The organism is Bacillus cereus group sp. MYBK108-1, assembly GCF_051917185.1.
Taxonomy (GTDB): domain Bacteria; phylum Bacillota; class Bacilli; order Bacillales; family Bacillaceae_G; genus Bacillus_A; species Bacillus_A cereus.
In genome coordinates, this window is the sequence record NZ_JBQAHZ010000002.1 from 213,344 (window position 1) to 239,841 (window position 26,498).

Below are 26,498 nucleotides of genomic sequence, written 5' to 3' on the forward strand. Positions count from 1 at the left end.
TATTCACAAATTGGTTCTCTATATTTATTGTATAGAAATTATACAATAAATATATTTTTTATGTTACATACATTAAATCAAGCTTAACCTCTCTTTTCTATAAGTCTCTTAGATTGACTAACTCCTTACCGAAATTTAAAAACGACTGTGTTTTTGAATTTGTGTTCTAGCTTTTCTGGAACAGGTAAATAACTACACATAAACTCCTTATATCTCTAGTTAAACTACCGATTAGCTCCATATAAACTCTAGATAACCTATATAGAATACAAGTTATCAAGGAGGTAAGAAAAATGAATTTTATGAAACGAGCAATTCTCAGTATGAAAAAAAGGATAGGAACATCATTAATTTTGATGGCAGTTTTTCTGATTGTTACAAATTTGGTTCTTTCAGGTTTTACAATCCAAAATGCGTCAAAAAAAGCAGCGGATGCTGCGAGAAAAAAACTTGGTGCAGATGTTACTTTAGGTCTTGATTTCGACAAATTAGGTCAAAAAGCTAAGGAAACTGGAGAAATGCCAAGTCCGCCGCAGCTCGATACAAAAGAAACAGAACAATTAGCGAAGTCCAAGTATGTAAAAGACTATAATTACATAGCTAACACTTTCGGTATTTCTGATGGACTTAAACTAGTAGGAGCTTCAGAAGGAGAAGAAGGTAAAGGTAAAGCGGGAATAGCGGCTGTGCGAGGCGGTTCAAGCTCTGGTACAGAAATAGATATGAATGCTTCTTTTATGATTGAGGGAGTCCGCAAGACTGCATTACAAGAAAGCTTTAAAAACGGAAAAAGTAAAATCATTGATGGAAAACCAATTACAGAGCAAATGAAGAATCAGAATGTAGCTTTAATGGAAAAACGATTAGCGGAATTAAACAATTTGAAAGTAGGAGACAAAGTTAAAGTGCAATCAGGGGATAAGAAGGAAACCCTTGAGGTTGAAATTATCGGTATTTACGAAACAAATGAGCAAGCAATGGGTCAACAGGCTCCTCCTATTATGGATCCGGCTAATAAACTATATATGCCGCATTCAACTATGAAAAAATTAGAAGTAGACCAAGGTATAAGTAGTGTTCAAGTCGTGTATTTCTTGAATGATCCACAATATATTGATGCATTTAAAAAAGAAGCAAAAAAATCTAATATTGATTTTAATTATTATAAATTAGATGCGCATGATTCATTGTACAAGCAAATGATTGGTCCTATTGAAAATATCTCTTCGACTTCTCAAATGATCATTTATATTGTATCGATTGCAGGTGCGATCATTTTAGGATTAATCATTATGCTATCAATTAAAGGGCGTCGTAAAGAAATGGGAATTCTATTGTCTATTGGAGAGAAAAAGTGGAAACTGATGGCGCAATTCGTAGTAGAAGTAGTGTGTGTCGCTATTTTAGCATTTGGATTATCCATAACAACAGGAGCTAAAGTTTCTCAATATATCGGGGATAATTTACTTTCGAATGAAATTGCTACTGCGAGCGAAGAAACAGATACCTCGCAACATGGCACTGTAATGATGGCTGGACCTGGTGGTACTCTACAAAATCAAAAAGAAGATCCAATTGATAAAATTGATGTAAGTGTAACAGGAGAAGATGTAGGGAAAATGGGGGGGATTGGACTAGGTATTGCTATAATAGCAACGCTTCTTCCAGCATTATCTATTCTACGTTTAAACCCAAAACAAATTCTTTTAAAAGATGAATGAGGAGGATCGATATGGAGACGATTTTACAGTTTAAAAATTTGGATTATTATTATGAAAGTAATGGAAAAAATGTAGCGATACTAGATAATGTTAACTTTTCTTTTCAAAAAGGACATTTCTACACGATTTTAGGACCATCTGGATCTGGTAAAACCACAACTCTAAGTTTAGGTTGTGGACTGGATGTCCCTAAAAATGGTTATGTACTGTATAATGGCAAAGATATTAGAAAAATTGGTTTGGATCGATACCGTAATCAAAATGTATCTGTAATTTTCCAATCTTATAACTTAATTACCTATATGACCGCTCTTCAAAACGTCTTAACAGCAATGGAAATTACAGGTGTTAAAGTGCAAAATAAAACAGCAAGAGCATTAGAATTATTAGAGAGGGTAGGACTCTCAGAAGCTGAAGCGAAACGAAACGTCCTGCAACTAAGCGGTGGACAACAACAGCGTGTAGCAATTGCTCGAGCACTATCGTGTAATGTTGATTTACTAATTGCAGATGAGCCGACAGGAAACCTCGACGAAGAAACCGCAATGGATATAATAGAACTGTTTCAAGAACTTGCACATAAAGAGAATAAATGCATTATTGTTGTGACGCACTCACAGGAGGTTGCTAAAAAATCAGATCGTGCAGTGTATTTAAGTAAGAAGAAGTTGGTCGTAAATGAAATCTAATATAAACATCATAACTGTTCAATTCACATAATTTTCAAAATCTATCTCTTTCAAAAGCTTATATTTGATTTATAATAAAATCAAGCCATAACCAAAATGGTCTCCCTGTACTGAATGTTAAAATAGTTTGTTGTTCCCGTTTTAATAATATTTGAAAAAGAACTTGTATGATATTCTACAAGTTCTTTTTATTATAATTGGTTACCTATATCATGGGATAATCACACATAGATATTGCAGAATTAAACCTACAATCATAATTAAACTAAATACTATTATCCAACCAAACACACAATAGCCAAAAATTCTAATCCATTTAGGTAATTGATTCATGTTAATTTTATTTGAGGGAACTCCCTGCATAGAAAACATCATTTTTTGATCTCTATCTCTATTATTTTGCTGTTCATACATAATATCATCACCTTTCCAGATATATTGAGTTTGTAGTATATCAACCTAAAGAAATTCATGTACAGAATAAAAGGGGATAGCATATATATTATGTGGTGGACTTTATAAATAAATGTATTTAATCACCATGGTTCTAAGCACTAATCCGTTATAAATACTGAAAAAGAGCCCTACATAAATAGGACTCATTTTCTTCAAATGTTAAGTTGCTGGATATAAATCAGAACCAAGGTAACGTTCTTTTATAATTTGAAGATGATGAAGCTCATGACCAGCAATGATGTATGCTAATGCACGAACTGTAACTTCAGAATTATTCGCATTTCCTCTTTGTGACCAAGCTTCTTTATCTAAGCTTCTAAGTAAATACAGGGTAGATTGGCGAACAACTATTAAATTCTCAAGAAGATCTTGCATAGATTGCTTATCAAAAGCAGCTCTAAGAACATACATATCATCATTATAGCCTGGAAGTTCTGCTGTCTCGCCTCGAGCGATTGATAGCAATCGATACGCCATAATCCGTTCTGTATCTGCTATATGACCCATTACTTCTTTTATACTCCATTTAGTAGGAGCATACCGGAAAAGTCCCTCACTATTAGAAATTTCCTTTAATAAGAGATTCGTTTCCTTCATTTGTTGTTCTAGAATATGTATGATATTTCCGTCTGATACCAAGTTGGTATACGTTGCATAATAGGAGTTATATTCACTTACTTGTGGCCTTATTTGCATACGAATCATCCTTTATGTTTTATGTTTAATCTTTACATATAGCTTACCATAAAAGAATTTTAAATTAATCTGAAAAATGGAGGGAAATATGCATTTTTCATCTTCCTTTTCAGTTTCATAGATGAAATGCATCTCAAATAAGAGAATCTAATTTGCTGCTAAGCGGAATTTCGTTTTTGCTGTTATAGTAGAAGATAAATATGTAAATTGAATACAGTTTGTCACTACTTATGATAATCGCCATTTAAGAAGCAGCATTTGTCCATTAAGTGAAAAACCTGTTAATAAGTTTATATTTACTACAAAAACAAACAAACTCGTCCTATTTAAAGGAGAGTTTGTTTGTTTTTGTGTTTAGATAATGGAATACTCATGCGAAATTGCACACTATGTTCCATATTTTTTATTGAATACTTTATATCTAGCGTTTCAAGAATTTGTTTAACAATATATAACCCCAAACCACTTCCTCCAGTATTTCGATTTCTTGATTTTTCAATTCGATAAAATGGTTTAAAAATTTGTTGTAAATCTTCATCTTTAATATTGACACCTGTATTTATAATTTGCATTTCGATTTGACTTTGTTTAGAATCCTCACTTAACTTTATATAGACTTTTTCATTATGTGGTGAATACATAACCGCATTATGGACAATATTTTTACATGCTTTTTCTAAAAGGGCACAATCTGTATAAATAGCAAGGCCAAAATCAATTTCTTTTATTATTTCGATGTTTTTTTGAGAAGCAAAAAATTCGAGATCTTTTGTAATTGTCCCTATTAATTTTGAAAGATTAACTTTCTCTACTTTTAGTTTGAAGGTGTGTTGTTCTAATTTCGATACGCTTAAAATTTCACGAACTAATTGTTCCATACTTTCAATAATTTGATGATTCTTCTTTAAATATTGATCGCGATTTTGATAAGGGCCAATATTGTATATCATTCCTTCTAAGTATCCTTTCATTACAGTAAGAGGGGACTTTAATTCATGTGCTATAATCGCAAAAAACTCTCTGCGTTTTGTTTCTATTTCTCTTTCTTTTTCAATATCATTTTTTAATTGTTCATTTGCTTTTTTTAAATCAAACATAGCTTGTTGCAAGTTAATAGACATGTCATTCAAACTATTAGATAATTCTCCTAACTCATCTGTAGAGCGAACCTCAATTTTTTCGGGGAAATCTAAATTTGCCATCTTTTGTGCACCTTCATTAATATAAATAAGTGGCTTTGTAATAAACCTGGAATAAAAATAAGCACTCCCTATACCAATAACAAGCACAATGATACTAATATAGGGGAGAAAGCGTACTAAAACCTGTGAAGCTTCATCAATCGGTTGAAATGTAGCAAACACTACAAGCGTTAAACTACCATCTTGAAATTGAATTGGTTTCGTAGCGTTATATGAATTGCTAAGGGTACTTGCATTCTCGAATCGTGTTGCTTTAGTAACTACTGTTTTTTGCGTACCACTTTGAATAAAAGAAAATGAAGGAGAGTAAATAATTACTCCTTCTTTATTTTGAAGATAAAGCATCGCATTATTTTTTTTTGCGTATTCATCAAAAAGTGGTATCGCATCTTGAAACGTAAGATTTTTAGATTTATCAATGATTTCGTTTATCCCTGTTTGAAGTTGATCTGTTTTATATTGCTCATAAAACGTAGGGAGAAAGAAGTATAAAGTTAAATAAATCAATACTGCAAAGGATAACAAAATGAGAGATGTAGTCATAAAGAGTTTGTAAGTAATTTGCTTCATCTTCATGAGTTTCACAATACTATTCATCAATTTTATAACCAATACCCTTTATTGTTTTAATATAAGGGATAGCTAATTTTTTACGTAGATTTTTAATATGTGTATCAATTATTCGTGTTTCTCCAAAATAATCGTACCCCCAAACCTTCTCTACGATATTTTCTCTTGTAAGTACTTTTCTCTCATTTTGAAATAGTAGTTGTAGAATTTCAAACTCTTTTGTCGTTAATATAATTTCAACGTCATTTACATATACTCTATATGCATCCACATCGATACGCACTTCTTTAAATATCAAATGATTATTTACATTTTTATCATAACTTCTTCTAAGTACAGCTTCGACTCGTCTAATCAAAACATGAAATGAAAAGGGCTTTGTTATATAATCATCGATCCCAAGGTCGAATCCTTTCATTTGATCTTCCTCTTCTTCCAACGCAGTTAGCATAATAATTGGTACGTTTGACTGACTTCGAATCATTTTAGAAACTTCAAACCCATTAAGATTGGGCATCATGACATCTAGAAGAATTAAATCAAATGATTGCTTATTAAATTGTGTCATACCCTCTAGTCCATCTGAAGCGACTACCACTGTATAATGCTGTGTCATTAAAAATTGTTTAATTAATTCCTGAATTTCTTGATCGTCCTCTACCACGAGAATATGATAGTTTTTCATAATATCACCTCTGGTAGTCATTATAGCCGTACTATCTGGAGTTTATGTGGAGATACAGTAGTAAACTTCATAGGACGTTTACTACTAAAAAATATTATTAGCTATATTACTTTTTTATGGAGAAATAATTGTTTAAAAAAACTTATCGTATGAATTGATGTACGATTAATATTTACGAAAAACTAATGTATAATAACGTGAATTGTATGTAGTTTCTTAAAATTCGCGAAAATATACTTTTGCTTCTTTACCAAAAGAGGAAAAGGAATTTCAATATAGAAGAAGCTACCGTAATACTAGAGTGTGTGCCAAGAACTTTGGATTTCTTTCATCTAGTTTCTATTTAATCGTTAATCACTACATAACAATGTTCTTGCTAAACCAAAAGTTTAAAGGTACAAACTTGGAGAGATTTATATAATGCTAGAAAGGTTGTGAAATGATTTGATGGGTTATAAAGCGATGCTGTTTGATTTAGATGATACATTACTTGATAGGGATAAAGCAGTAGAGGCATTATTTTTAATTGTTTTAGAAAAGTGTTATGAAAATGTAGATGGTGCGGCTAAAAGCAACATGTTACAGAAATTCAAAGAATACGATAAAAGAGAATATGGCATAAGTAATAAAACGACAGTTTTAGAATCATTGTTTGATGAATTCACGCCGAAGTATAGATTGCCAAGCAATTACATCCAAGATTTTTGGAATAATAATTTCCCTAGATGTTTTTCAATAGACCAAAATACTATTCATTTCTTAAATCAAATAAAGAAGCACTTTAAAGTTGGAATTATAACAAATGGCTCAACTCAGAGGCAAAAAGCTAAAATATTTAACACGAATTTAAATAGGTATTTTGAAACAATCATTATTTCTGAAGAAGTGGGATTTAGTAAACCTGATAAACGTATATTCGAACTAGCATTAAATAAGTTAAATTTACAACCGGAAAATACTTTATTTGTTGGGGATGACTTAGAAAAGGATATTGCTGGTCCTCAAAATGTAAATATAAAAGGTGTGTGGTTTAACCCTCAGAAGATCAAGAATACTACCAAAATACAACCGTATGCCGAGATTAACACTTTGGATAGTTTGTTAAGTTATGTTACTCCACAATATTTTTATAACAAGTAAAAGTAATTCCATATATATATATTTAAAAATACAAAAAAAGAGAAACTATCATTAATTTCATTGACCGTATTAGTAATAAAAAATAGATATTTACAACAAAAAATAGAGGCCATTTTAATAGCTGTGGCTAATTTAATCTATGATTAATACGAAGTTTTGTAAAACAATTTTACTCATACTGTGTAAATTATAAAGGGGGAGGACTATGGAAATAAAGAAAGTAGTAATCGATGGAATCAATATTGCGGTCATTAGAAACGATAAGGTATTAATATCGGATGTTCAGTCTGCATTAGATACTATGGCAGCAGTTCAATATGAGGTAGATGCGAAACATATTATTATCCATAAATCTTTAATAAGTGAAGATTTCTTTGACCTAAAAACACGGCTTGCGGGCGATATCCTTCAAAAGTTTATAAACTACAAGGTAAAGATTGCTATTGTTGGAGATTTCTCTATGTATACTAGTAAAAGCTTAAAAGATTTTATTTATGAATGTAATAAAGGAAATGACATTCTTTACTTAGCAACTGAACAACAAGCAATTGAAAAACTAAGTACATTAAAGTAATAATTATATCTTGCTAAATTCCCCCATTTCACTTAGTTCATAATTATATACGATATAGAAGAACTGATGTTTGTGGTAAACTAAGAGATGAATAAAGGGGGAGTTTTTTTGAACAATTTTAATAATATAATCCAAAATTTAAATAATATAGTTTACAAACCTAACAACTTAATGATTACGAATCTAAAAGAAGAAAAGCAAAACTCAGAATATGCCGGATGTTTATTCCACTTAAATAACAAAACCATTCGTTTTAGAAAATCAAAAGTTACACCTAATAAAATTGGTCAATTTGTTTCTTTTTGGGAGAAAGATGAAAATATGCGAAATAGAGCTTTCTCTTATGAAGCTGCTCCTGATTTATTAGTAATCACTTGTATTGCTGATAATAAACTAGGGCAATTTATTTTTCCTAAAGAGATTCTTCTTAAAGAAAAAATATTGAGAACACAAAGTCAAACAGGGAAAATGGCAATGAGGATTTATCCTGTTTGGGATACCACTGTTAGTAATCAAGCTAAAAAGAGCCAAACGTGGCAACTTCAATATTTTGTTGATTTAAGTGATAGTAATAATTTGCCTATAGATAAACTATTAAATTTATATTCGTAGCTTTTGATTTGCCCCAAAAAGAAGTAATTACAGAAAAGACATTTGTAATGACGCCTTCTATTAATTTACCTCGTGAATCGTAATTTTTGTACCGGTACAGTTAAATGAAATGTACATTGTTACAGTGCCCCTTAAAATTTACAATCAGCATATATTATTTAAACTTATAAATTTTTAAGGGGTGCTAAATATGACAAGTTTACAAGATCAGCTTTTCACAAGATTAAATCTTAAAAAACGTAATGATGTAACGTTTGAAGAATTACCTACCATACTCTTTTCGTTTGCGCATACTATACCATTTGAGAATTTAGATGTTATAGCACGAAATACGAATCAAATCTCTCTGGAAAACTTACGAGAGAAAATTTTAACTAGTTCCCGTGGTGGACTTTGCTACGAATTAAATACTCTTTTTTACTATTTCTTAAGAGACTGTGGCTATGATGTACAACTGGCATTAGGTACGGTTTATAAAAACGATATAAATGCATGGGCACTTGAGGATGGCCATATAACAATTATTTTAACTTATGATAATGTACAGTATTTAATTGATATAGGTATAGCTTCGTTAGTACCTCTTGTTCCTGTACCTTTTACTGGCGAGTCGGTTTCTTCAAAAAATGGTTCGTACCGGGTGAGACGAAAAGATACGAATAAAGGAAATTATGTTTTAGAAAGAATAGATGCTGCTGGAGAATGGAAAGTTTGTCATGCTTTTTATAAACATATTATTGATGAGATAGTAGTAAATGATGTTCAAAGAAGAGTGATAGAAGATGAGAAGTCTATTTTTAATAAAGGACCAATTGCAGTAAAGTTGACGAACTCTGGCCATATTTCATTAACGAATACAAGTTTAACCGAAATTATTCATGGGGAAAAAACTAAGCGTGAAATTACAGAAGATCAATATAAAGAGTTTTTATATACTTTATTTGCTATTAAGTTATGAATAATAAAGACAGCCGGTTCTTATTCAGAAGCGGCTATCTTTATTATTTTTGGTGTAAATGGTTTTCTTCTAATATGTTTCGGAAACTGCGGTATAGTTAATGTTTTTAATGTTTCCTCAGCTTCTTCATATGTATGAAAAATTGGTTCTTTTCCATCATCCCCTTATAAAACTAGCCCTTCATCTCGGATTACATATGGCATAAAACCACCCATCTAGTAAAGAATTATGTTCTTTTGCAGCAGAATAATACGATTTAAAGTTTGATTTTCTTAATACATATAATACACTAGAACAGTACGAAAAAGTATGTACAATGAATTTTGAATGTAAAGGAAGATTATTATGTCAGTTATTGATAAATTGAAACTTAATAAGTATACAAATATGGTCGTTATTAACGAACCAAGTGATTATGACATTTTTACAGGTAAAGAAACTGCATTCTCAAAAGAACACGATGCTATCTTTATATTTGTAGAAACGCTTGATGAAATGGTGAAACAAACGAATTTTATTATTAGTAATGAAGAATTACTAATTGAAAAAGGTTACGTATTCTTCGCATATCCGAAAAAAGGTAATGCGCGTTATAGTACGTTTATTCACCGTGATGAAATGTTTCCGGCATTAAACGTTGGAGAAGATGGTTATGTGGGAGAAAGCGATATTAAATTTGCACGAATGGTAAGTATGGATGAAGTCTTTACTGTTGTTGGTTTAAAACGTGAAAAGAAAAAAACAACAAAAACATCTGCTATGAGTCAATGTGTTGCCGATTATGCAGATCGAATTAAAGATGTTGAAGCATTATTAGCTAATCATCCGAATGAACTTAAGTTTTATCAAAGTTTAACGCCTGGATACCAAAAAGATTGGGCACGTAATCTTTTTTCTGTGAAACAAGAAAAAACACGTGAAAAACGTCTAGAGAAAATGATAGAAATCCTTTCACAAGGCTATAAAACAATTGAATTATTCCGTAAGAAGAAAAAATAATGATTAAGGAAGTCACAATGCTGCAACAATTAATTGTGATGAGTACATTGAAAAAAGCATTCCTTCCATTATACTAAGGAATGTTCTTATATTTATATAATTAGCAAAAGAGAAAAGGTGTTTGAAATGAAATCGTATATTGTAGTTGGATCAGGAATTTTAGGAGCGTCTACTGCTTATCATCTTGCTAAGGCAGGTGCGAATGTTACTATCGTGGATCGCCAACAATTAGGGCAAGCAACCGATGCAGGAGCAGGTATTGTATGTCCATGGCTATCACAGCGCCGTAATAAAGCATGGTATAAAATCGTTAAAGGCGGTGCACGTTACTATTCTTCGTTAATTCAGCAATTAGAAGAAGACGGTGAAACTGACACAGGATATAATCGTGTAGGTGCAATTAGTTTACATACTGACGAGAAAAAGTTAGATCAAATGGAAGAGCGAGCTTATAAACGACGTGAAGATGCCCCGGAGATTGGTGAAATAACTCGCTTATCAGCTGAAGAAACAAAAAAATTATTCCCAGCATTATCAGACGAATATAGTTCTGTTCATATTAGTGGTGCTGCACGAGTAAATGGAAGATTATTACGCAATGCATTAATAAGTGCTGCGAAAAAACATGGTGCAACTTTCATAAAAGGCGATGCTATGTTAGTCCGTGAAGGAAATCATATTACGGGAGTTACAGTAAACGATGAAACAATTTTAGCGGAAAAGGTTATTGTAACTGCAGGCGCATGGGCGAATGAAATCTTGAAACCATTAGGAATTAATTTCTTAGTTACATTCCAAAAAGGACAAATTGTTCATCTGCAAATCGAGAATACAGCAACAGAAAATATGCCAGTTGTTATGCCACCAAACGATCAATATATTTTAACGTTTGACAATGGTCATGTCGTAATTGGTGCAACACATGAGAATGATACTGGTTTCGATCATCGTGTAACAGCAGGTGGTTTACATGAAGTATTCCATAAGGCATTAGCAGTTGCACCTGGCTTAGAAAATGCTACAATGCTTGAAACGAGAGTTGGATTCAGACCATTTACACCAGGGTTCTTACCTGTTATCGGACCGCTACCTAAATTTGAAGGAATTCTCGTTGCGAATGGATTAGGGGCTTCGGGTTTAACAGCTGGTCCATATCTAGGAGCGGAACTTGCTAAACTAGCGCTCGGACAACCGATTGAATTAGATTTAAATGATTATGACGTTGCTGGCGCAATTGAATAATATGGAGTACTGCTAACATTTATGAAAAACCATGCTAAACAAATTCGACAGAGAATAAGTAGTTTTTCCTCTGTTAAGAGTAAGCCTGTTTATGAAAAATAAAATTATTTAAAAATAGAGGGCCGACATTATAAACCTGCATTAATAATGTAGAATTGTGATGTCGGCTCTTTATTCATATTGATTTAAAACTTATTTTCGAGAGGAGGTTAAGTAATGAGAGCGCCATATCAAGTATTGATATTTCCTTATATAAAAACTGCCGATTCTATTCAATATGCCATTTTTAACCGAAGTGATTATGGTTATTGGCAAGGAATAGCTGGTGGCGGAGAAGACGGTGAGATTCCTATTGAATCAGCAAAACGGGAAGCGTTTGAAGAGGCTCGTATTACAAGAGAATGTCCATATATACAATTAGATTCTGTGTCTTCACTACCAGTAGAGGATGTAGTTGGAGGATTCCGTTGGGGAGAAGAGGTTTATGTAATAAAAGAATTTTCTTTTGGAGTTAAAGTCCCTACAAAAAACATATCATTATCTAAAGAACACTTCAATTATAAATGGTTATGCTTTGAGGAGCAGTAACGCTTTTGAAATGGGATAGCAACAAAACAGCATTGTGGGAATTAAACAAAAGACTATTAAAACAATAAAAGTTTTAGCTAACAAAGATAGTAGTGGAACAAGAATTGAACCATTAACAAACCTTTGCTACACTTCTAAACAATGTTTTATAGATTTGGCATGGGTAATGAATGAAGAGAACTTGTACTAAGAAAAGCCCTATACAGTTGACTCTGAAAAAATGAAAATAGTTAGAAATATTTTTATATCGTACGGTTTTTGGCTATGAATAACGGAATAAATATTAAGTATTCAACAGTTTAAATAAAATGAGTTAGCTTTTTATTTTAAGAAGAAAGATGACTCGTTTTATGCTAAAATTCGCTTAGTGTATATTTTCGTTAAAATGTGGGTGGGCCCCCTTTTAGCAAAACCGGAGTGGGAATGATGAGTATAAATAGTTTTGTGGGATTGATAAATGACGAATTATTAAAAGAGGTAAGTATAAGAAGTGAGGATGAATTCGAGCCTGTAGTAGTTAAAGATATTCCTAGACTTTGGAAGTGTTTAGGAACAGGTAATTATGCCGCGGTATTCATGCACAGAGAATACAAAGATTGGGTAGTGAAAGTTTACGTGCGAGAAGGAGAAGGAATTGAAAAAGAGTCAGAAGTATACCGAAGAATTGGAGATCATCCTTCTTATTCAAAGCTTATATATAAAGGGGAAAATTTCATAGTATTGAAACGTTTAAAAGAAATTACCTTATACGATGCTATTCATAAGGGAATTAAAATTCCTAAGCAAGTAATACTTGATATTAATGAGGCTTTAGAGTATGCGAGGAAACAAGGGTTAACTCCTTGTGATGTTCACGGGAAAAATGTGATGATGGAAAAAGGAAGGGGATATGTAGTCGATGTATCTGATTTCTTAAAAACAAAAGAAGATAGTAAGTGGAGAGACCTAGAAAAGGCATATTTCACCTTTTATTTTCCTTTCATTTATAAATTGCCTTTCCCCGTTAAAATACCGTATTTTATGTTAAACATTGTTAGACGTTCGTACAGAAAATATAAGAAGCTTAAAAAGAAATTCAAATTGTAAAAGGACCACATATGTTCCTGAAAACGATTTGAATTCACATAAATAACTTTAGAAAAATTTAAAATTTTGTTTAGGGGCTACTTCAAGACCTTAGCTTGCTGGGTATGTGGTGCTACCCCATTACTATCAACTTAAGAATTGATAGTAATGGGGTATTTAATTTCTTATCTTGATGAGTATGGGATACTGCCAGCATTTCTTCTATCTTCTATATTCTTGTTGTAGGGTGTTATAAAATTCTTAAGTTAATAGGCCTTGAGTGGCATACATAGCAGAATTAACGAGTAAATGTAATAATCTCATCAACAGCTTTGATATAACCACCTGCCTCACGGAATGATTGACTAATTTTTTTGGCATTCTCTTTGTAAATCGAATGCTGCAACACTTCATTAACGGCATGTTTTAAATCCTCGGCCGATAATTGCTGGATATTTAACATAAATCCTGCGCCAAGTTCGTATACTCGCTCAGCAATCGTATGCTGATCATTTATAAATGGGAGCATAACTAGAGGTACTTCAAAATAAAGTGATTCACTTGTGCTATTCATTCCACAATGACTAATAAATACATCCGCTTGACGCAGTATATCTAATTGTGGAAGATAGTTACCAACAATAAAATTATCAGGTATATCTCCTAGCTGCTCCACTGTTAATTGTTTGCCTATACTAAGTACTACTTTCGCATTGAGATCTTTTAAACCGACGAAACATTTTTGATAGAATTCAGGCTGATTATTAATTATGGTTCCCATAGAAATATAAATCACACGTTCTCCTTTTAATTCATCAACCGAAAAATCATTTAGAGTTTCATTTTCAGCAATGGAAGGACCGATAAAAATATAGCCATCCTTAAAATCCTTGCTGTTTCTTTGAAAATAGCGAGAAGTAAAGACAATATTCAAATCGCCTGAACCCGGACAAAGTAAAAAATTATCAGATAGGGATACTTCATATTTTCCTTCTAAATATTGTTTCCTTTTTGCTATTTCTTCTAATTGCAAAAATGCTTGTAGCATGGCTAAACGTTCCTGTTTTTGTTCTATGTTTCTTGTTCCTGTCAGGTTCATATTTTCTTTTAGTTCTTGTGAAAAAGCAAACGTGGTCCAAGTTGCAATAGATGCTAAACCTCTATGGTGAGCAACCCATTTTCCAGGTAAAGACTGTGCATCATAGAGGATGTAATCGTATGTTTCTTTGGAGATTTCTTCAAAAATGGCATCAGTAATTCTTTCCATAGCATGAAGGAAGTGTAATAAGTACTCTTGAGGATGGGAAGTCATAAGATTCATAGTTTCCGAAAGCTCTCTTTGTGCCTCTTGATTGATGGGACGGAATTGCGCACCTGCTTTTTTGATTTTTTCTTCAAAATCATTTGATGAATAATAGACAATGTTGTCTCCACGTTGTACTAAATCCTGTACTAATCCTAATGTTGGATTTAAGTGTCCTTCTCCACCTATATTGATGTAAAGTGCTTTTTTCATCTTTATCCCCTCCAGTAAATTTGATATCGTTAAATATAAAATATAAACGATTTTTTATTTTGTTTGAATTATAACAAACAAAGTGAATAAATGTCTATTTTTACTTTTGAATATTCTTAATTTTTAGAGGGTATTTTATTTAGATAACTTGATGGATATGGCGAGACCCCACATCCATCAAGTTAAGAAAAAGAAACACCCCAAAAAACAAAAAAATGAGATGACTTCTCAAAGTAACTAACTGTAGAGAAAGAAAAATTTCATTTAGTGGGTACTTCAAAACCTTAGCTTAATGGCGATGGGTTCACCATATCAAAACAAGAAAATTGTGCGTATAGACATATTTTTCAACCGCTTCCTGTACGTTAAGGGAATAGTTATTTTTTTACAGTTTTTTTATTATGAAATTCAAAATAACTAATTATAATAGGTGAAAAAATAATCAATAGTTGGGTTACGGAAAGGATTCGAATTTACATTCTTTCTCAATACATATTATGGATAAATAAAGTAAAATATGGGTTAGGGTTATGTCTCATGTTGTGTTAATACTAACAATAACTAAGGGTACATAATATGCTTTCATACCTTTGAATAATTTTGTTATAGGAGGGATGGAGATTTAAATGGCTCAAATTGTTGGTATTGATAAATACCTTTGTACTGGGGCTTTAATCTATATGCATGAGGGTCTTTCCCTAAGTCTTGTCAGGAAGTAAGGAACAGTAAGCAAACACTTATACAATATGAATAGAGGAGAGGAATGCCTTATGAAAATACGTAGTCAAATTACATGTGCAAGTCTGGCCCTTTTAATAGCTGGAAGTTCCCTGTTATATACAACACCAACCTCAATTGTAAAAGCAGAGCCCACTCAAAATGTATCTAGTTCGTTACAAACAAATACGCAACGAGATCGTACTTCCGTCAAGCAAGCAATGCGGGATACATTGCAACTTGGATACCCGGGGATACTTGCTAAAACTTCTGAGGGTGGAAAAACGTGGGGGTATGCCGCTGGAATAGCGGATCTGAGAACTAAGAAACCAATGAAAACAGATTTTCGCTTTCGCATTGGAAGTGTAACGAAGACGTTCACCGCAACAGTTGTACTTCAATTAGTTGGAGAGAATCGCCTGAAGCTAGACGACCACATCGAAGACTGGTTGCCTGGTGTCATTCAAGGAAATGGATATGATGGTAACAAGATTACTATCCGGGAGATATTGAACCATACAAGTGGTATCGCTGAATACTCAAGGTCAAAAGACGTTGATTTTACGGATACAAAAAAATCGTATACGGCTGAAGAGTTAGTGAAGATGGGGATTTCTCTTCCCCCAGACTTTGCTCCAGGAAAGGGCTGGTCTTATTCAAACACAGGATACGTATTACTGGGTATCCTTATTGAAAAAGTAACTGGAAACAGCTATGCGGAAGAGGTTGAAAATCGAATTATTGAACCACTTGAATTGTCGAATACATTCCTACCAGGCAACTCAAGTGTTATTCCAGGCACTAACCATGCCCGTGGGTATGTCCAACCAGACGGAGCAAGTGAGCTAAAAGACGTTACTTATTATAACCCAAGTGCAGCTAGCTCTGCTGGAGATATGATTTCTACGGCTGAAGACTTAAACAAATTCTTCTCTTACTTGCTCGGTGGCAAATTACTGAAAGAACAGCAACTAAAACAAATGCTTACTACAGTTCCTACAGGAAAAGAAGGAATCGATGGATATGGTCTTGGAATCTATGAAACTAAGCTTCCAAGCGGTGTCTCGATATGGGGACACACAGGTGGCATTCTAGGGTTTACTACTCTTGTTGGAGGTAAACTTGGAGGCAAGCATACGTTGGTCGTCAATTGGAATAGTTTGGGTAGAATTGGCAGTCCTAATCCTTTTAAAAAAATTTTACTTGCTGAATTTAGCAAGTAGGAAAAAAGGAAAAATTTATCGTAGTTTTCATAGTTAAAAATATACTTTACTGTTTCAAAAGCCCCAACTTATTTTCAAGAAAAATAAGTTGGGGCTTTTTTTGTTTTGGTGGCGTTTATTCTTAAGTTGATAGATGTGTGGTGCTACCCCAAAATAAAAAGATTAGGAGTGAATCCTAATCTTTTTATTTATACATATTTTTGTTAGTTATATCACTATCAATTCCAAAACGGGATATTTTGAATAAATGAAACCGTCAAAATAAGTGTTGATGCGGAACCAGCAGTTACTAAAGTTACTATTTTTCGTCCATTCTGTTCTTTTGAAGGTTTTATAAGTTCTGTAATTAACACAATCCATATTATGATAGATACTATTGAAATAATATTTATAGACATATGTAACACGTCCCTTCGTACTTTTACATAAATATTTCTTCTTTTATAAAATAAAAGCAATTTAACAAGAAAATATGTAACGCATTACAAATCAATATTTTCCTGTTAAACCACCTTTTTTAAATAGAAATACGACTGATAAAACGATAACAACAGCCTTCAGACTGCCCCAATATGGATAAATAGCATGATTTGTTAGACTAGCATATTGAAAGATATTCTCTAAACCGAAAATTCCTATCATGACTGCTAAAAGGAATGAAGCTGATCCATACGTCCCGTTATGATAGAGAGTAAATAAGTATATTGCACATATAAGTGGTACGATGATTTGTAATAAGAGTGTCATAATTGATTCCCCTAATATATTGATTCTTATATTATATACAAAATTGTAATAAAAAGGAATACGACTTATTTGATACTAACAAAACTACTCTAATCATATTCTTCTATAAAAAAGAAGAAAAAGGGGTGTACAGTTAATTGACAAAAGTTAAAGTTAGTTTACGACCCATTGTTCAAAACGTAAATTTACCAACCGTATTGAAAACAACGATACTTCCAGGTGAATCGATCGAAAGACTATTTATCGCAACCCAATTAGGAGAGATTTTTTACATAGGGGACGGAGTTATAAAGACATTTTTAGATATTCGTCACCTAATTATTAAATTAGGTACATTTGAAGAAGGTGTTTCTAGTAGCGGTTATGATGAACGCGGATTGCTTGGACTTGCGTTCCATCCACAATTTTATCAAAATGGGTTATTTTATCTTCATTATTCAGTAGCTGGAACTCAAGGGCCAGGTGCATTTTCTGAGCAATTTAAACCGAATCCTTGTGACCCTAAAACGTTAAATTTAAAGTGGGTTAATAGAAATACGCAATATGATCACATTGATACAGTAGAAGAATGGACTTTACAATCTAATGGTCAAGCTCAAAAGCGACGAACATTACTGAATGTAAGAAGACCATTTTTTAATCATAACGGAGTCAATAGTTTAAACTTTTCACCTGAGACTGGAAAACTTGTTTTTACAAATGGAGATGGCGGGTCAGGTTATGATCCATTTAATTTAAGCCAAGATGATTTAGAAATAGCAGGTAAAATAATTGAAATCGATGTAAGTAAAAATACATTTATAAATAACCCTCCTGTAGTTACACGCTTTAATGAACTCCCTTTATCTATACAAGAAACACTTACAGTAATTGCAAAAGGAGTACGTAATATAACCGGCATTTCATTTCAAAGGTTTTATAATCAATATATCAAATACGCCGGAAATGTCGGACAAGATATTGTAGAGTCTATTTTTTCATTTATTCAATATAAACCTATATTGGTTACAGAACTTGTTCAAATGCATTTTATGAGGTTAACTCCCAATCAAGATGGGGTTATCAATTTTGGGTGGCGAGGATGGGAAGGGGATTTACCTACTTCTTTTATACGACATTGTTCTGAGAATCAGACTTTGGATGAGAGAACAATAGTTTATTATGATGAAACAATACAAACTTCAGTGAAGCGTATTCTGCCTCTACTTAGTTATTTTCATAAAGATTCTAGAACAGATAAGTTTGGAGGAACTTCACTTACAGGAGTTCAGCCATATATGGGAAATGCAATTCCAAATTTAACAGGTAGCGTTGTGTTTACTGACCTTGCCAATAAAGGAGAATCTCAGTCTCCAATTAAGGGTGTTTTAGCCTATACTAGAGCAGGTACAGACGGTAAACATGCTGACTTTCATGTTATTGAAACCAATTATGATTTTGGTACGCAACCAGCTTATTATATGAGTTTAGGAACAAATTCGGATCAAACTAAATTATATTTAGGAGTTTACGGTTCTATGAAAGTAACTGATTTTAATAAAGGTACCATTTTTGAAATTATTCCCTGATACGATACACACTCGTAGTTTAATAATCCAAGGAATTTATTTTGTTTCAAAACGCACAATTTATCCCCCTAAAAGCCTTTTATTATATAGTAATTCATAACAAGTAGAAAGCAGCTCATAAACCACTAGTGTATGAATAATATAGAAAGTAATGAATGAGGCATCTTTAGGGGGAGATATTGATGAATTGGTTTGTACGTTATTGGTATCAACTGATGATAGAACATGATACGAGCTTTGTTCATAAAAGAAAATTGTCCCTTGCGAATAAGTTAGTACTTACAGCTTTGATGAGTACATTAGCCACCATGTTTCAAGCAGCAGGAAACCTAGTTCCTGGTATAGGTTTGCTCATTAGTCCATTTTCGACATTACCGATTTTTTTTGCTATTTTCTATTCTATTCGTGAGGGAATACTTTCTTATATTCTTACTATTTTTCTATTATTTATTATTGAGCCAAGTGAACTAATTGTCTTTCCTTTTACTACAGGCTTATTAGGTCTAGCCTTAGGAGTATCCTTTTTAAAATTAAAGAGGAGAATTTGGATTGTTTCCTTTTCAGCAACTTGTCTAATTATTGGTATTATGATTGTTCTCGATGTTTTCCGTTTTCCGGTACTTGGTCCTGCTGTTCATACAACTATGGATATAAAAATTATTTTATCAATATCTATAATGAGCTTTCTATACTGTTGGATTTATGCAGGTTTTTGCAGAATAATGATGAATAGATTATATAAAGTGTTGTATTAACAATGGCATAATGAGGATTGGAGATTGAATTCATGACTAACGTTGCAGTTAGAAGACCGAATTTGAATGATGTAGATGAACTATATTTATTTTTCCGTATCGTTATTACGAATACATACAAAAATGAAGGATTGTCACAATCATTGGATGACATAGAAAATGAAATTAACTCAAAAAAGCAGTATTTGAAAAGTGATTTTGATAGTAACGGAGAAAGTCGTTACTTTTTATTAGCAATTGATACAAGTAACGATAAAATCATTGGAACAATCGAAATCGGTCCAGCAAGTACATTGATTAATAGTTGTACAGGTGGTGTACTTAAAAATTTGTATGAAATAGGAACTGTATTCATACTTCCGGAGTATCAGAGAAAGGGAATAGGGAGTTTATTACTACATACAATGTTTCTTACATTACTTAGCAGAGGGATAACAGAATATTGTTTAGATAGTGGATATAAAAATGCGCAAAGTATATGGATAAAAAAGTTTGGAAAACCTAGCTATGTATTGAAAGATTACTGGGGAGAATCCAGTGATCATATGATTTGGAAGAAAAGTTTACATGATACACCTATAATATTTGAATTATAAAATGAAATATACCTCTGAACATAGCTTTTCTTACTTATGTATGCTATTATTTATCTTTATAATAAAAGAGGACGTGAATGAACTTGATTAAAATTAATATTCCTGAAGCTGATGTTTCAATTACTGAACGTAAACAAGTTATTAAAGGAGACGAGCCAATCATTACTCCAATTAATGGATTTATCGATTTCCACTTGTTCCCTAGAGATAAAGGCGGCATTTTTATGTTTTACAATATTAATGACGAACTTCTTTTCGTAGGTAAAGCTCGTAAAATTAGACAACGTATTAAGAAGCATTTTGAAGATAATGTTTCACCAATTAAAAATCACCGTGATGAAGTATACCGCATTGATGCATGTATCGTAGAAGATCCAACAGAAAGAGAAATTTACGAAACATATATCATTAATGAATACAAAGCGAAATATAACGTTGATAAAGTATTCTACAAATAATCAACATTAATAAAAAACAATCCTAGCTAATATGCCAGGATTGTTTTTTATTTAGATTTATTCTTCATATCTTTCTCCTTTTTTCAAATGATTAGCAGCAACAAAACAGATTACACCTATAAATATAAGTACAATACCAACCGTTTTATGTTTTCCCTCAAAGAAAGGAATATCTGAAATAACATTTGTCATACATAGTCCTAAAAATACAAGGATAGGGCCCACCCAAAGTAATACATTACCGAATTTTGTGTGCTTCCACATAATAACCCTCCTTAACCCTCTTTACATATATATCCATAAATGAAAAGTAAATTCATAGAGAAATATAGTTTTTTTCATATCGAAAATTTAACCCTCATATATTGGTACAAGCAAAAGAGAAAGGAGACCATCATGAATTGGTTAGAAGCTTTCATACTAGGTATAATTCAAGGTTTAACAGAATTTTTACCAATCAGTAGTACCGGACATCTTTATTTAGGAAGGCATTTGTTCCGATTAGATGAGGCTGGCTTATTTTTAGATACGATGCTGCATATTGGGACTTTACTTGCGGTTTTTATTTATTACAAAAAAGAATTTATATATTTAATTAAAAACCCATTTTCAAAGCTCATGTTATTACTTATCGTTGGGACAATACCCGCAGTTGTAATTGGTTTATTGTTTAAAGATTTCTTTGAAGATATTTCAAAAACAGGAATCACGATCGGTTGGGAGTTTTTAGTGACCGGATTCTTTCTTTACACGGCAGATAAACAAAAGAATGGTCGTAAAAAAATGGATGACATAACATATAAAGACGCATTAATTATCGGTTCATTTCAAGCTGCTGCTATTTTTCCAGCCATTTCCCGTTCTGGAATGACAATTGTCGCTGCATTATGGAGAAAATTAGACCGTGAAACTGCTGCTTACTTTTCTTTTTTACTGTCGACACCAGCTATTGTTGGAGCTATCATTTTGCAATTTGCAGACGTTTTTCAAGGGAAAGCAGAATCTATTTCTAGTACATCTTTAATTGTCGGAACGTTATCAGCAGCGTTTTTTGGATACATAGCCGTTTCATGGATGATTCAATATTTAAAACGTCACTCCTTAAAAGTATTCGCGTATTACGTATGGGGATTAGGTATTTTAATTTTAACGTTGCAATTTACTGATGTATTTTAAGTATAATGATAAAGAAGTTAATTAGTTTAAGATCCTGTTTCATTCATACAAGGCAGGATCTCTTTTTATTAAGGGGGAAAATATGTTTAATAAGGCTATCGTTATTGGTGGAAGTATGGCAGGAAAGTTTGCAGCAAAAGCATTATCAACTTTTTTTAAAGAAGTAATCATTTTAGAAGTCGGTGAAAAATGGGATGGAAAAGCTTCAAGAAAAAGAGTTCCACAAAGTAATCATCCTCACGTGTTATTAAAAGGTGGAGAAAAAGCAATTGAAGAATTGTTTCCTACTATTACGAATGAATTAATAGAAGCGGGTAGTATTATAAACAACTTTACACGTGATTTGAAATGGCATCAATTCGGTCTATGGAAACAACCGTTCATAGGGGAAGTACATATGATTCAACAAAGTCGTCCTTTACTAGAATGGCATATTCAAAAACGAATACATCAGATTTCAAATATTACTATTAAATATGAAACATTGGTTAAAGGGTTATTGGTAGATGAAAAGCTTAACAAAGTGTGTGGAGTAAAAGTTAAATATTTAGAGACAGACATACAAGAAGAAGTTCATGCAGACCTTGTAGTTGATGCGAGTGGATTTGGCTCAAAAAGTATAGAGTGGTTACGAGAATACGAAATTGAAGTACAAGAAGAGAAAGTTCGTATTGATTTATTTTACGCAACGAAAATGTTCAAACTTAAAGAAAATGAGAAATTAGACTGTTGCAATGTGCTAATGTCTCCGAGTTTCCCTGATAACCCTTATGGCGTTCTTATTCAAACGATAGAAGATAATCGTTATTTTGTTACTTTCAGTGGATACGCAAACGAGAAAGCACCACAAACAGATGATGAGTTTTATGATTTTGCTGAAAACCTATCAATTTCTAATGTTACAGACTTCCTAAACAAGGCTGAGGGAATTACTGATATAAAGACATACAAAATTCCTTATCAAGTACGCCGGCGATTTGATTTAGTGAATAATGTACCAGAAGGCTTATTAGTTGTTGGAGATGCGCAATGTCGTTTTGATCCCGTTTTCGGCCAAGGCGTATCAGTTGCTGCTATGGAGGCTCACCAGTTGCAATTACTTCTGCAAGGTAGAAAACAACTCGATAAAACATTTACACAACAATTTTATAAAAAGGCAGCTACTATAATAGAAACCCCATGGGATATGACAACAACGGAAATATCACGTCATCCGCAACTAAAGAGAGAATTAACTACAAAACAAAAATTTCAGCTATGGTATACGAAACAAATATATCGACTATCCGCAAGTAATTCTGATGTTTATATTCGGTTAGTACGAGTTATGAATTTAATTCGTAGTCCATTTCATCTTTTTCATCCGAAAGTGCTACTATCTGTATTACTTAATCGAAAGTAATAGCAGGAATATAATTGATTAAAAAAGAATGTATAACAGTTAGTAAATCTAGAAGGAGAATACGGGATGGAAATATACATAGAGCAACTAAAGAAACAAGATGCTAAGGATTTATTTACGTTTGAACTTACGAATAAATCTTTTTTTGAAACAATGGTACCAAATCGTGACTCAAAATATTTTGAATTTGAATATTTCCAAAAACTACTAGACGATTTATTAATAGAACAAGCAGATGGAGATTCTTATTTTTATTTAATTCGTAATGAAGAAAAAGAAATTGTAGGGCGAATTAATTTAGTAGATATAGATACGGAAACTCGAATTAGTTCGCTCGGGTATCGGGTCGGAGAAAAATTTACTAAAAAAGGAGTTGCAACAGCAGCCGTAAAATTAATTTTAGATGTAGCGAAAAATAATGAAATTACTGAAGTTCATGCTAAAACAACGACTAATAATCTCGCATCACAAATTGTACTAGAAAAAAGCGGATTTTCTTCTTACCAAAACGAATCAGATATAACATCTGTAGAATTACATGGAGAACATGTGAAGTTTGTACACTATATTTGGAGAAATACTTCACGCTTATAATAAGGAGGACTTATTCATGAATGATTTACGTTATCCAATTGGCCAATTTACATACAAACGTCCTATAACTGAAGAAATGATTGATACATGGATTCAAGAAATTGAAGATTTACCTAATGAACTAACAAAGGCAATTAAAGATTTAGATCAGAAGCAGTTAGATACACCATATCGCGTTGGAGGATGGACTGTACGTCAAGTAGTTCATCACGTCGTTGATAGCCATATGAATAGCTACATACGCTTTAAATTAGCACTGACAGAAAAGAATCCAACTATTAAGCCGTATAAAGAAGAGAAGTGGGCAGAGTTACCCGATTCAAAATTACCGGTGGATGTTTCACTAGTAATGCTAGATTCATTACATAAAAGATGGGTTAACCTTTTATATTCTCTAGAAATTGAAGATCTAGAAAAGACATTTAACCATCCTGAAACTGGTGAAACAAAACTTGCTGTTGCAATAGGACTATACGCATGGCACGGACGGCATCATACAGCTCATATAACTTCATTAAGAAAGCGACTAAATTGGTAACATGGAGATTACATTAGAGAAGGCGACAGAAAGTGATGCAACAGATTTATTTCAAATGCAAATAGACTCATTTAGCCCTTTATTACATAAATATAAAGACTATGAAACAAATCCAGCAAATGAAACTATCGAAAAAACTATTTGTAGAATAAATTATGTAGACGGTGGCTTCTATAAAATAATAGTGGCAATGAATCTTGTTGGAGCGATATGCATTTCACAAAAAGAAACACCCTCTAAATTTTGGATCAGTCCAATGTTTATTCACCCGAGTTATCAAGGAAAAGGAATTGCCCAAAAGGTACTTACATTAATTGAGGAAATGTTTCCTGAAGCAACGAGCTGGGAACTTGCTACTATTTTAGAAGAAGAGAAAAATTGTTTTTTGTATGAAAAGATGGAGTATAAAAGAACAGAAGTTATAAAGAAATTAAATGATGAAACTACACTTATTTATTACAAAAAAGAAAGGTAAAGCATATAAAATACGCTTTACCTTTTTATGTTATTTTAGATTAAATATACAAAAACAATGTATTTTCTTCCAAAATACTCGGGTTAGTAATTTTAAAAATGAATAAAAATACAAAAGCCACTACTTGGTCGTAAAGGTTACTAACGCTTTTTGAATGCTTAAAATACTATCGTCACCTTTAAATTCTTTCGTAATTGGATCCTCCATACTAGACACCCAAATTTTAAGTTCTGCATCTAAATCAAAATGCCCAGCCGTTTCGATGCTATATTGTGTAATACTTTTATAAGGAATAGAATGGTATTCTGTTTTTTTGCCAGTTACTCCTTGTTTATCTACTAAAATAAGACGACGATTTGTAAATACGATTAGATCACGAATTAATTTATAAGCATGCTCTACTTTTTCATCGTCTAGCATAATCTTCTCTAAATCACGTTCTACACTTTCAGAACTCGTATTTGATGCATTTCCTAAAATACCGCTAAATAAACCCATATTAAATTCCTCCTTTAATATATGTGGAATGAATTACTTATATTGTAACATGTTACTCACAAAGATATTATGACATTACTTTAGTAGTTTCTGGTTATTGTTGTAATTAGTTTATAAAACCTCATCTTAAAATCTTATGCTAATATGAAATTAAGAAAAAAGAAGCAGAGGGATATAGCATGAAGAATATTGGTTTAGTATTAGAGGGTGGAGGAATGAAAGGTTTATATACTGCAGGTGTACTCGAATATTTCATGGAAAAGAACTTATTCTTTCCGTATGTAGTCGGCGTATCAGCTGGAGCCTGTATGGGAGCAACCTATTTGTCACGTCAAAAAGGTAGAAATAAGAAAGTAAATACAGAGCTAGTATCAGATTACAGGTATATATCTTATCGAAACTTAATTCGAAAACGTGAATTATTCGGAATGGATTTTTTATTTGATGAAGTACCTAATAAAATTGTACCATTTGATTTTCAAACTTTCTTAAACTGTAATGAACAGTTTGTTATAGGGACGACTGATTGCGAATCAGGACAAGCCATTTATTATAATAAAGCAGAACACGGAAATGATATTTTAAAAATCATTCGTGCATCTAGCTCTGTGCCGTTTATAGCACCTGCTGTAGAATATGATAATCGAAAATTACTAGATGGAGGAATTATAGATCCTATACCAGTTTTAAAAGCCCAAAAGGACGGTTATGAAAAGAACGTTGTAATTATGACAAAGCCAGAAGGATATGAGAAGCAGCGGAATAAATTTTCAGGCCTAGCTAAAATTTTATATAGAAAATATCCGAAAATCGCAGAGAATTTAGTAGACCATTATCGTTTTTATAATGAGACGATATCTTATATGAATCGAGAAGAACAAAAAGATAATTTTTATGTAATTCAACCAAGTGTACAGCTTCCTATAAGCGGAATAGAAAGAAATAAGGAAAAGCTTGTTAATCTATATAATCTTGGGTATATCGATGCTCAATATCATTATGAAAACTTATTAAATTGGATAGAGAAATAAAGGAGGA

The 26,498-nt window shown here is 32.5% G+C and carries 29 protein-coding genes and 2 pseudogenes; 21 read left to right on the forward strand and 10 right to left on the reverse strand.

Annotated features, from left to right (window positions below):
• Positions 1–293: 293 nt before the first annotated feature.
• Positions 294–1,721: an ABC transporter permease gene (locus ACTFSL_RS05450; protein WP_001010221.1), complete on the forward strand. Its 1,428-nt coding sequence runs from the start codon at positions 294–296 to the stop codon at positions 1,719–1,721.
• 11 nt (positions 1,722–1,732) lie between these two features.
• Complete coding sequence (locus tag ACTFSL_RS05455; RefSeq protein WP_000447852.1) at positions 1,733–2,410, forward strand: ABC transporter ATP-binding protein; 678 nt, start codon at positions 1,733–1,735, stop codon at positions 2,408–2,410.
• 210 nt (positions 2,411–2,620) lie between these two features.
• Here the strand turns inward: ACTFSL_RS05455 and ACTFSL_RS05460 are convergent, their stop codons facing one another.
• The 4 genes from ACTFSL_RS05460 to ACTFSL_RS05475 all read right to left on the reverse strand — a co-directional run bounded on the left by ACTFSL_RS05460 (position 2,621) and on the right by ACTFSL_RS05475 (position 6,019).
• Entirely contained in the window at positions 2,621–2,824 is a 204-nt protein-coding gene (locus tag ACTFSL_RS05460; protein WP_440041327.1) for a hypothetical protein, read from the reverse strand.
• A 201-nt stretch (positions 2,825–3,025) separates the two neighbouring features.
• Entirely contained in the window at positions 3,026–3,562 is a 537-nt protein-coding gene (locus ACTFSL_RS05465) for a DinB family protein (protein ID WP_001167135.1), read from the reverse strand.
• A gap of 326 nt (positions 3,563–3,888) precedes the next feature.
• On the reverse strand, positions 3,889–5,340 hold the full coding sequence (locus ACTFSL_RS05470; protein ID WP_440041378.1) for an ATP-binding protein: 1,452 nt from the start codon (positions 5,338–5,340) through the stop codon (positions 3,889–3,891).
• 13 nt (positions 5,341–5,353) lie between these two features.
• Complete coding sequence (locus ACTFSL_RS05475; protein ID WP_000800727.1) at positions 5,354–6,019, reverse strand: response regulator transcription factor; 666 nt, start codon at positions 6,017–6,019, stop codon at positions 5,354–5,356.
• 447 nt (positions 6,020–6,466) lie between these two features.
• Here ACTFSL_RS05475 and ACTFSL_RS05480 point away from each other — a divergent pair, with 447 nt between their 5' ends.
• The 4 genes from ACTFSL_RS05480 (at position 6,467) to ACTFSL_RS05495 (ending at position 9,303) form a co-directional block, all read left to right on the forward strand.
• Positions 6,467–7,159, forward strand: coding sequence for an HAD-IA family hydrolase (locus ACTFSL_RS05480; protein ID WP_440041329.1), 693 nt, complete (start codon positions 6,467–6,469; stop codon positions 7,157–7,159).
• 205 nt (positions 7,160–7,364) lie between these two features.
• Complete coding sequence (locus tag ACTFSL_RS05485; RefSeq protein ID WP_088338178.1) at positions 7,365–7,733, forward strand: DUF4180 domain-containing protein; 369 nt, start codon at positions 7,365–7,367, stop codon at positions 7,731–7,733.
• A gap of 108 nt (positions 7,734–7,841) precedes the next feature.
• A complete protein-coding gene (locus ACTFSL_RS05490) occupies positions 7,842–8,345 on the forward strand; it encodes a MepB family protein (protein WP_135277853.1) in 504 nt (167 codons plus the stop codon).
• Between the two features lie 190 nt (positions 8,346–8,535).
• Entirely contained in the window at positions 8,536–9,303 is a 768-nt protein-coding gene (locus ACTFSL_RS05495) for an arylamine N-acetyltransferase family protein (RefSeq protein ID WP_000202746.1), read from the forward strand.
• Between the two features lie 20 nt (positions 9,304–9,323).
• Here ACTFSL_RS05495 and ACTFSL_RS05500 read toward each other — a convergent pair.
• Positions 9,324–9,506, reverse strand: a pseudogene (locus ACTFSL_RS05500) (hypothetical protein).
• A 142-nt stretch (positions 9,507–9,648) separates the two neighbouring features.
• On the opposite strand from ACTFSL_RS05500, the gene ACTFSL_RS05505 reads away from it, so the two are divergent.
• The 4 genes and pseudogenes from ACTFSL_RS05505 to ACTFSL_RS05520 all read left to right on the forward strand — a co-directional run bounded on the left by ACTFSL_RS05505 (position 9,649) and on the right by ACTFSL_RS05520 (position 13,218).
• Positions 9,649–10,302: a YdeI/OmpD-associated family protein gene (locus ACTFSL_RS05505; RefSeq protein WP_000110844.1), complete on the forward strand. Its 654-nt coding sequence runs from the start codon at positions 9,649–9,651 to the stop codon at positions 10,300–10,302.
• A 126-nt stretch (positions 10,303–10,428) separates the two neighbouring features.
• Positions 10,429–11,544 carry an NAD(P)/FAD-dependent oxidoreductase gene (locus ACTFSL_RS05510; protein WP_088338211.1) on the forward strand — a complete coding sequence of 372 codons (1,116 nt, stop codon included), beginning with the start codon at positions 10,429–10,431 and terminating at the stop codon, positions 11,542–11,544.
• 216 nt (positions 11,545–11,760) lie between these two features.
• Positions 11,761–12,200, forward strand: a pseudogene (locus tag ACTFSL_RS05515) (NUDIX hydrolase).
• Between the two features lie 358 nt (positions 12,201–12,558).
• The gene (locus ACTFSL_RS05520; protein WP_017673315.1) at positions 12,559–13,218 is read left to right on the forward strand and encodes a serine/threonine protein kinase; all 660 of its coding nucleotides are present in this window, start codon (positions 12,559–12,561) and stop codon (positions 13,216–13,218) included.
• Positions 13,219–13,495: 277 nt separating this feature from the next.
• On the opposite strand, the gene ACTFSL_RS05525 is transcribed toward ACTFSL_RS05520, so the two are convergent.
• Positions 13,496–14,713 carry a macrolide family glycosyltransferase gene (locus tag ACTFSL_RS05525; protein WP_088338180.1) on the reverse strand — a complete coding sequence of 406 codons (1,218 nt, stop codon included), beginning with the start codon at positions 14,711–14,713 and terminating at the stop codon, positions 13,496–13,498.
• 770 nt (positions 14,714–15,483) lie between these two features.
• Here ACTFSL_RS05525 and ACTFSL_RS05530 point away from each other — a divergent pair.
• Positions 15,484–16,653: a serine hydrolase domain-containing protein gene (locus ACTFSL_RS05530; RefSeq protein WP_440041332.1), complete on the forward strand. Its 1,170-nt coding sequence runs from the start codon at positions 15,484–15,486 to the stop codon at positions 16,651–16,653.
• Between the two features lie 218 nt (positions 16,654–16,871).
• Here the strand turns inward: ACTFSL_RS05530 and ACTFSL_RS05535 are convergent, their stop codons facing one another.
• Together ACTFSL_RS05535 and ACTFSL_RS05540 are read right to left on the reverse strand one after the other, a co-directional pair.
• Entirely contained in the window at positions 16,872–17,051 is a 180-nt protein-coding gene (locus tag ACTFSL_RS05535) for a hypothetical protein (protein WP_000026325.1), read from the reverse strand.
• 91 nt (positions 17,052–17,142) lie between these two features.
• Entirely contained in the window at positions 17,143–17,400 is a 258-nt protein-coding gene (locus ACTFSL_RS05540) for a hypothetical protein (protein WP_017657242.1), read from the reverse strand.
• 137 nt (positions 17,401–17,537) lie between these two features.
• On the opposite strand from ACTFSL_RS05540, the gene ACTFSL_RS05545 reads away from it, so the two are divergent.
• From ACTFSL_RS05545 to ACTFSL_RS05560, 4 genes are all read left to right on the forward strand, one after another.
• Positions 17,538–18,968 carry a PQQ-dependent sugar dehydrogenase gene (locus ACTFSL_RS05545; RefSeq protein ID WP_088338181.1) on the forward strand — a complete coding sequence of 477 codons (1,431 nt, stop codon included), beginning with the start codon at positions 17,538–17,540 and terminating at the stop codon, positions 18,966–18,968.
• Positions 18,969–19,150: 182 nt separating this feature from the next.
• On the forward strand, positions 19,151–19,723 hold the full coding sequence (locus ACTFSL_RS05550) for a hypothetical protein (protein WP_001103998.1): 573 nt from the start codon (positions 19,151–19,153) through the stop codon (positions 19,721–19,723).
• 32 nt (positions 19,724–19,755) lie between these two features.
• Positions 19,756–20,319, forward strand: a complete 564-nt coding sequence (locus ACTFSL_RS05555; protein ID WP_440041334.1) for a GNAT family N-acetyltransferase — start codon at positions 19,756–19,758, stop codon at positions 20,317–20,319.
• 77 nt (positions 20,320–20,396) lie between these two features.
• Positions 20,397–20,777: a nucleotide excision repair endonuclease gene (locus tag ACTFSL_RS05560; protein ID WP_001048941.1), complete on the forward strand. Its 381-nt coding sequence runs from the start codon at positions 20,397–20,399 to the stop codon at positions 20,775–20,777.
• Positions 20,778–20,834: 57 nt separating this feature from the next.
• Here ACTFSL_RS05560 and ACTFSL_RS05565 read toward each other — a convergent pair whose 3' ends face one another.
• Positions 20,835–21,041, reverse strand: a complete 207-nt coding sequence (locus tag ACTFSL_RS05565) for a hypothetical protein (protein WP_000265477.1) — start codon at positions 21,039–21,041, stop codon at positions 20,835–20,837.
• A gap of 132 nt (positions 21,042–21,173) precedes the next feature.
• Between ACTFSL_RS05565 and ACTFSL_RS05570 the strand changes: the two genes are divergently transcribed.
• From ACTFSL_RS05570 to ACTFSL_RS05590, 5 genes are all read left to right on the forward strand, one after another.
• Positions 21,174–21,953 carry an undecaprenyl-diphosphate phosphatase gene (locus tag ACTFSL_RS05570; RefSeq protein ID WP_088338182.1) on the forward strand — a complete coding sequence of 260 codons (780 nt, stop codon included), beginning with the start codon at positions 21,174–21,176 and terminating at the stop codon, positions 21,951–21,953.
• Between the two features lie 82 nt (positions 21,954–22,035).
• Positions 22,036–23,355 (forward strand): FAD-dependent monooxygenase, encoded by a 1,320-nt coding sequence (locus tag ACTFSL_RS05575; protein WP_088338183.1) that lies wholly within the window; start codon positions 22,036–22,038, stop codon positions 23,353–23,355.
• Positions 23,356–23,421: 66 nt separating this feature from the next.
• The gene (locus ACTFSL_RS05580; protein WP_088338184.1) at positions 23,422–23,949 is read left to right on the forward strand and encodes a GNAT family N-acetyltransferase; all 528 of its coding nucleotides are present in this window, start codon (positions 23,422–23,424) and stop codon (positions 23,947–23,949) included.
• Positions 23,950–23,965: 16 nt separating this feature from the next.
• Positions 23,966–24,487 carry a YfiT family bacillithiol transferase gene (locus ACTFSL_RS05585; protein ID WP_000999070.1) on the forward strand — a complete coding sequence of 174 codons (522 nt, stop codon included), beginning with the start codon at positions 23,966–23,968 and terminating at the stop codon, positions 24,485–24,487.
• A gap of 1 nt (position 24,488) precedes the next feature.
• Complete coding sequence (locus ACTFSL_RS05590; RefSeq protein ID WP_088338185.1) at positions 24,489–24,962, forward strand: GNAT family N-acetyltransferase; 474 nt, start codon at positions 24,489–24,491, stop codon at positions 24,960–24,962.
• Between the two features lie 120 nt (positions 24,963–25,082).
• Here ACTFSL_RS05590 and ACTFSL_RS05595 read toward each other — a convergent pair whose 3' ends face one another.
• Complete coding sequence (locus ACTFSL_RS05595; RefSeq protein WP_000522472.1) at positions 25,083–25,460, reverse strand: PH domain-containing protein; 378 nt, start codon at positions 25,458–25,460, stop codon at positions 25,083–25,085.
• Between the two features lie 179 nt (positions 25,461–25,639).
• Between ACTFSL_RS05595 and ACTFSL_RS05600 the strand changes: the two genes are divergently transcribed.
• Complete coding sequence (locus tag ACTFSL_RS05600; protein WP_088338186.1) at positions 25,640–26,491, forward strand: patatin-like phospholipase family protein; 852 nt, start codon at positions 25,640–25,642, stop codon at positions 26,489–26,491.
• Positions 26,492–26,498: the final 7 nt, after the last annotated feature.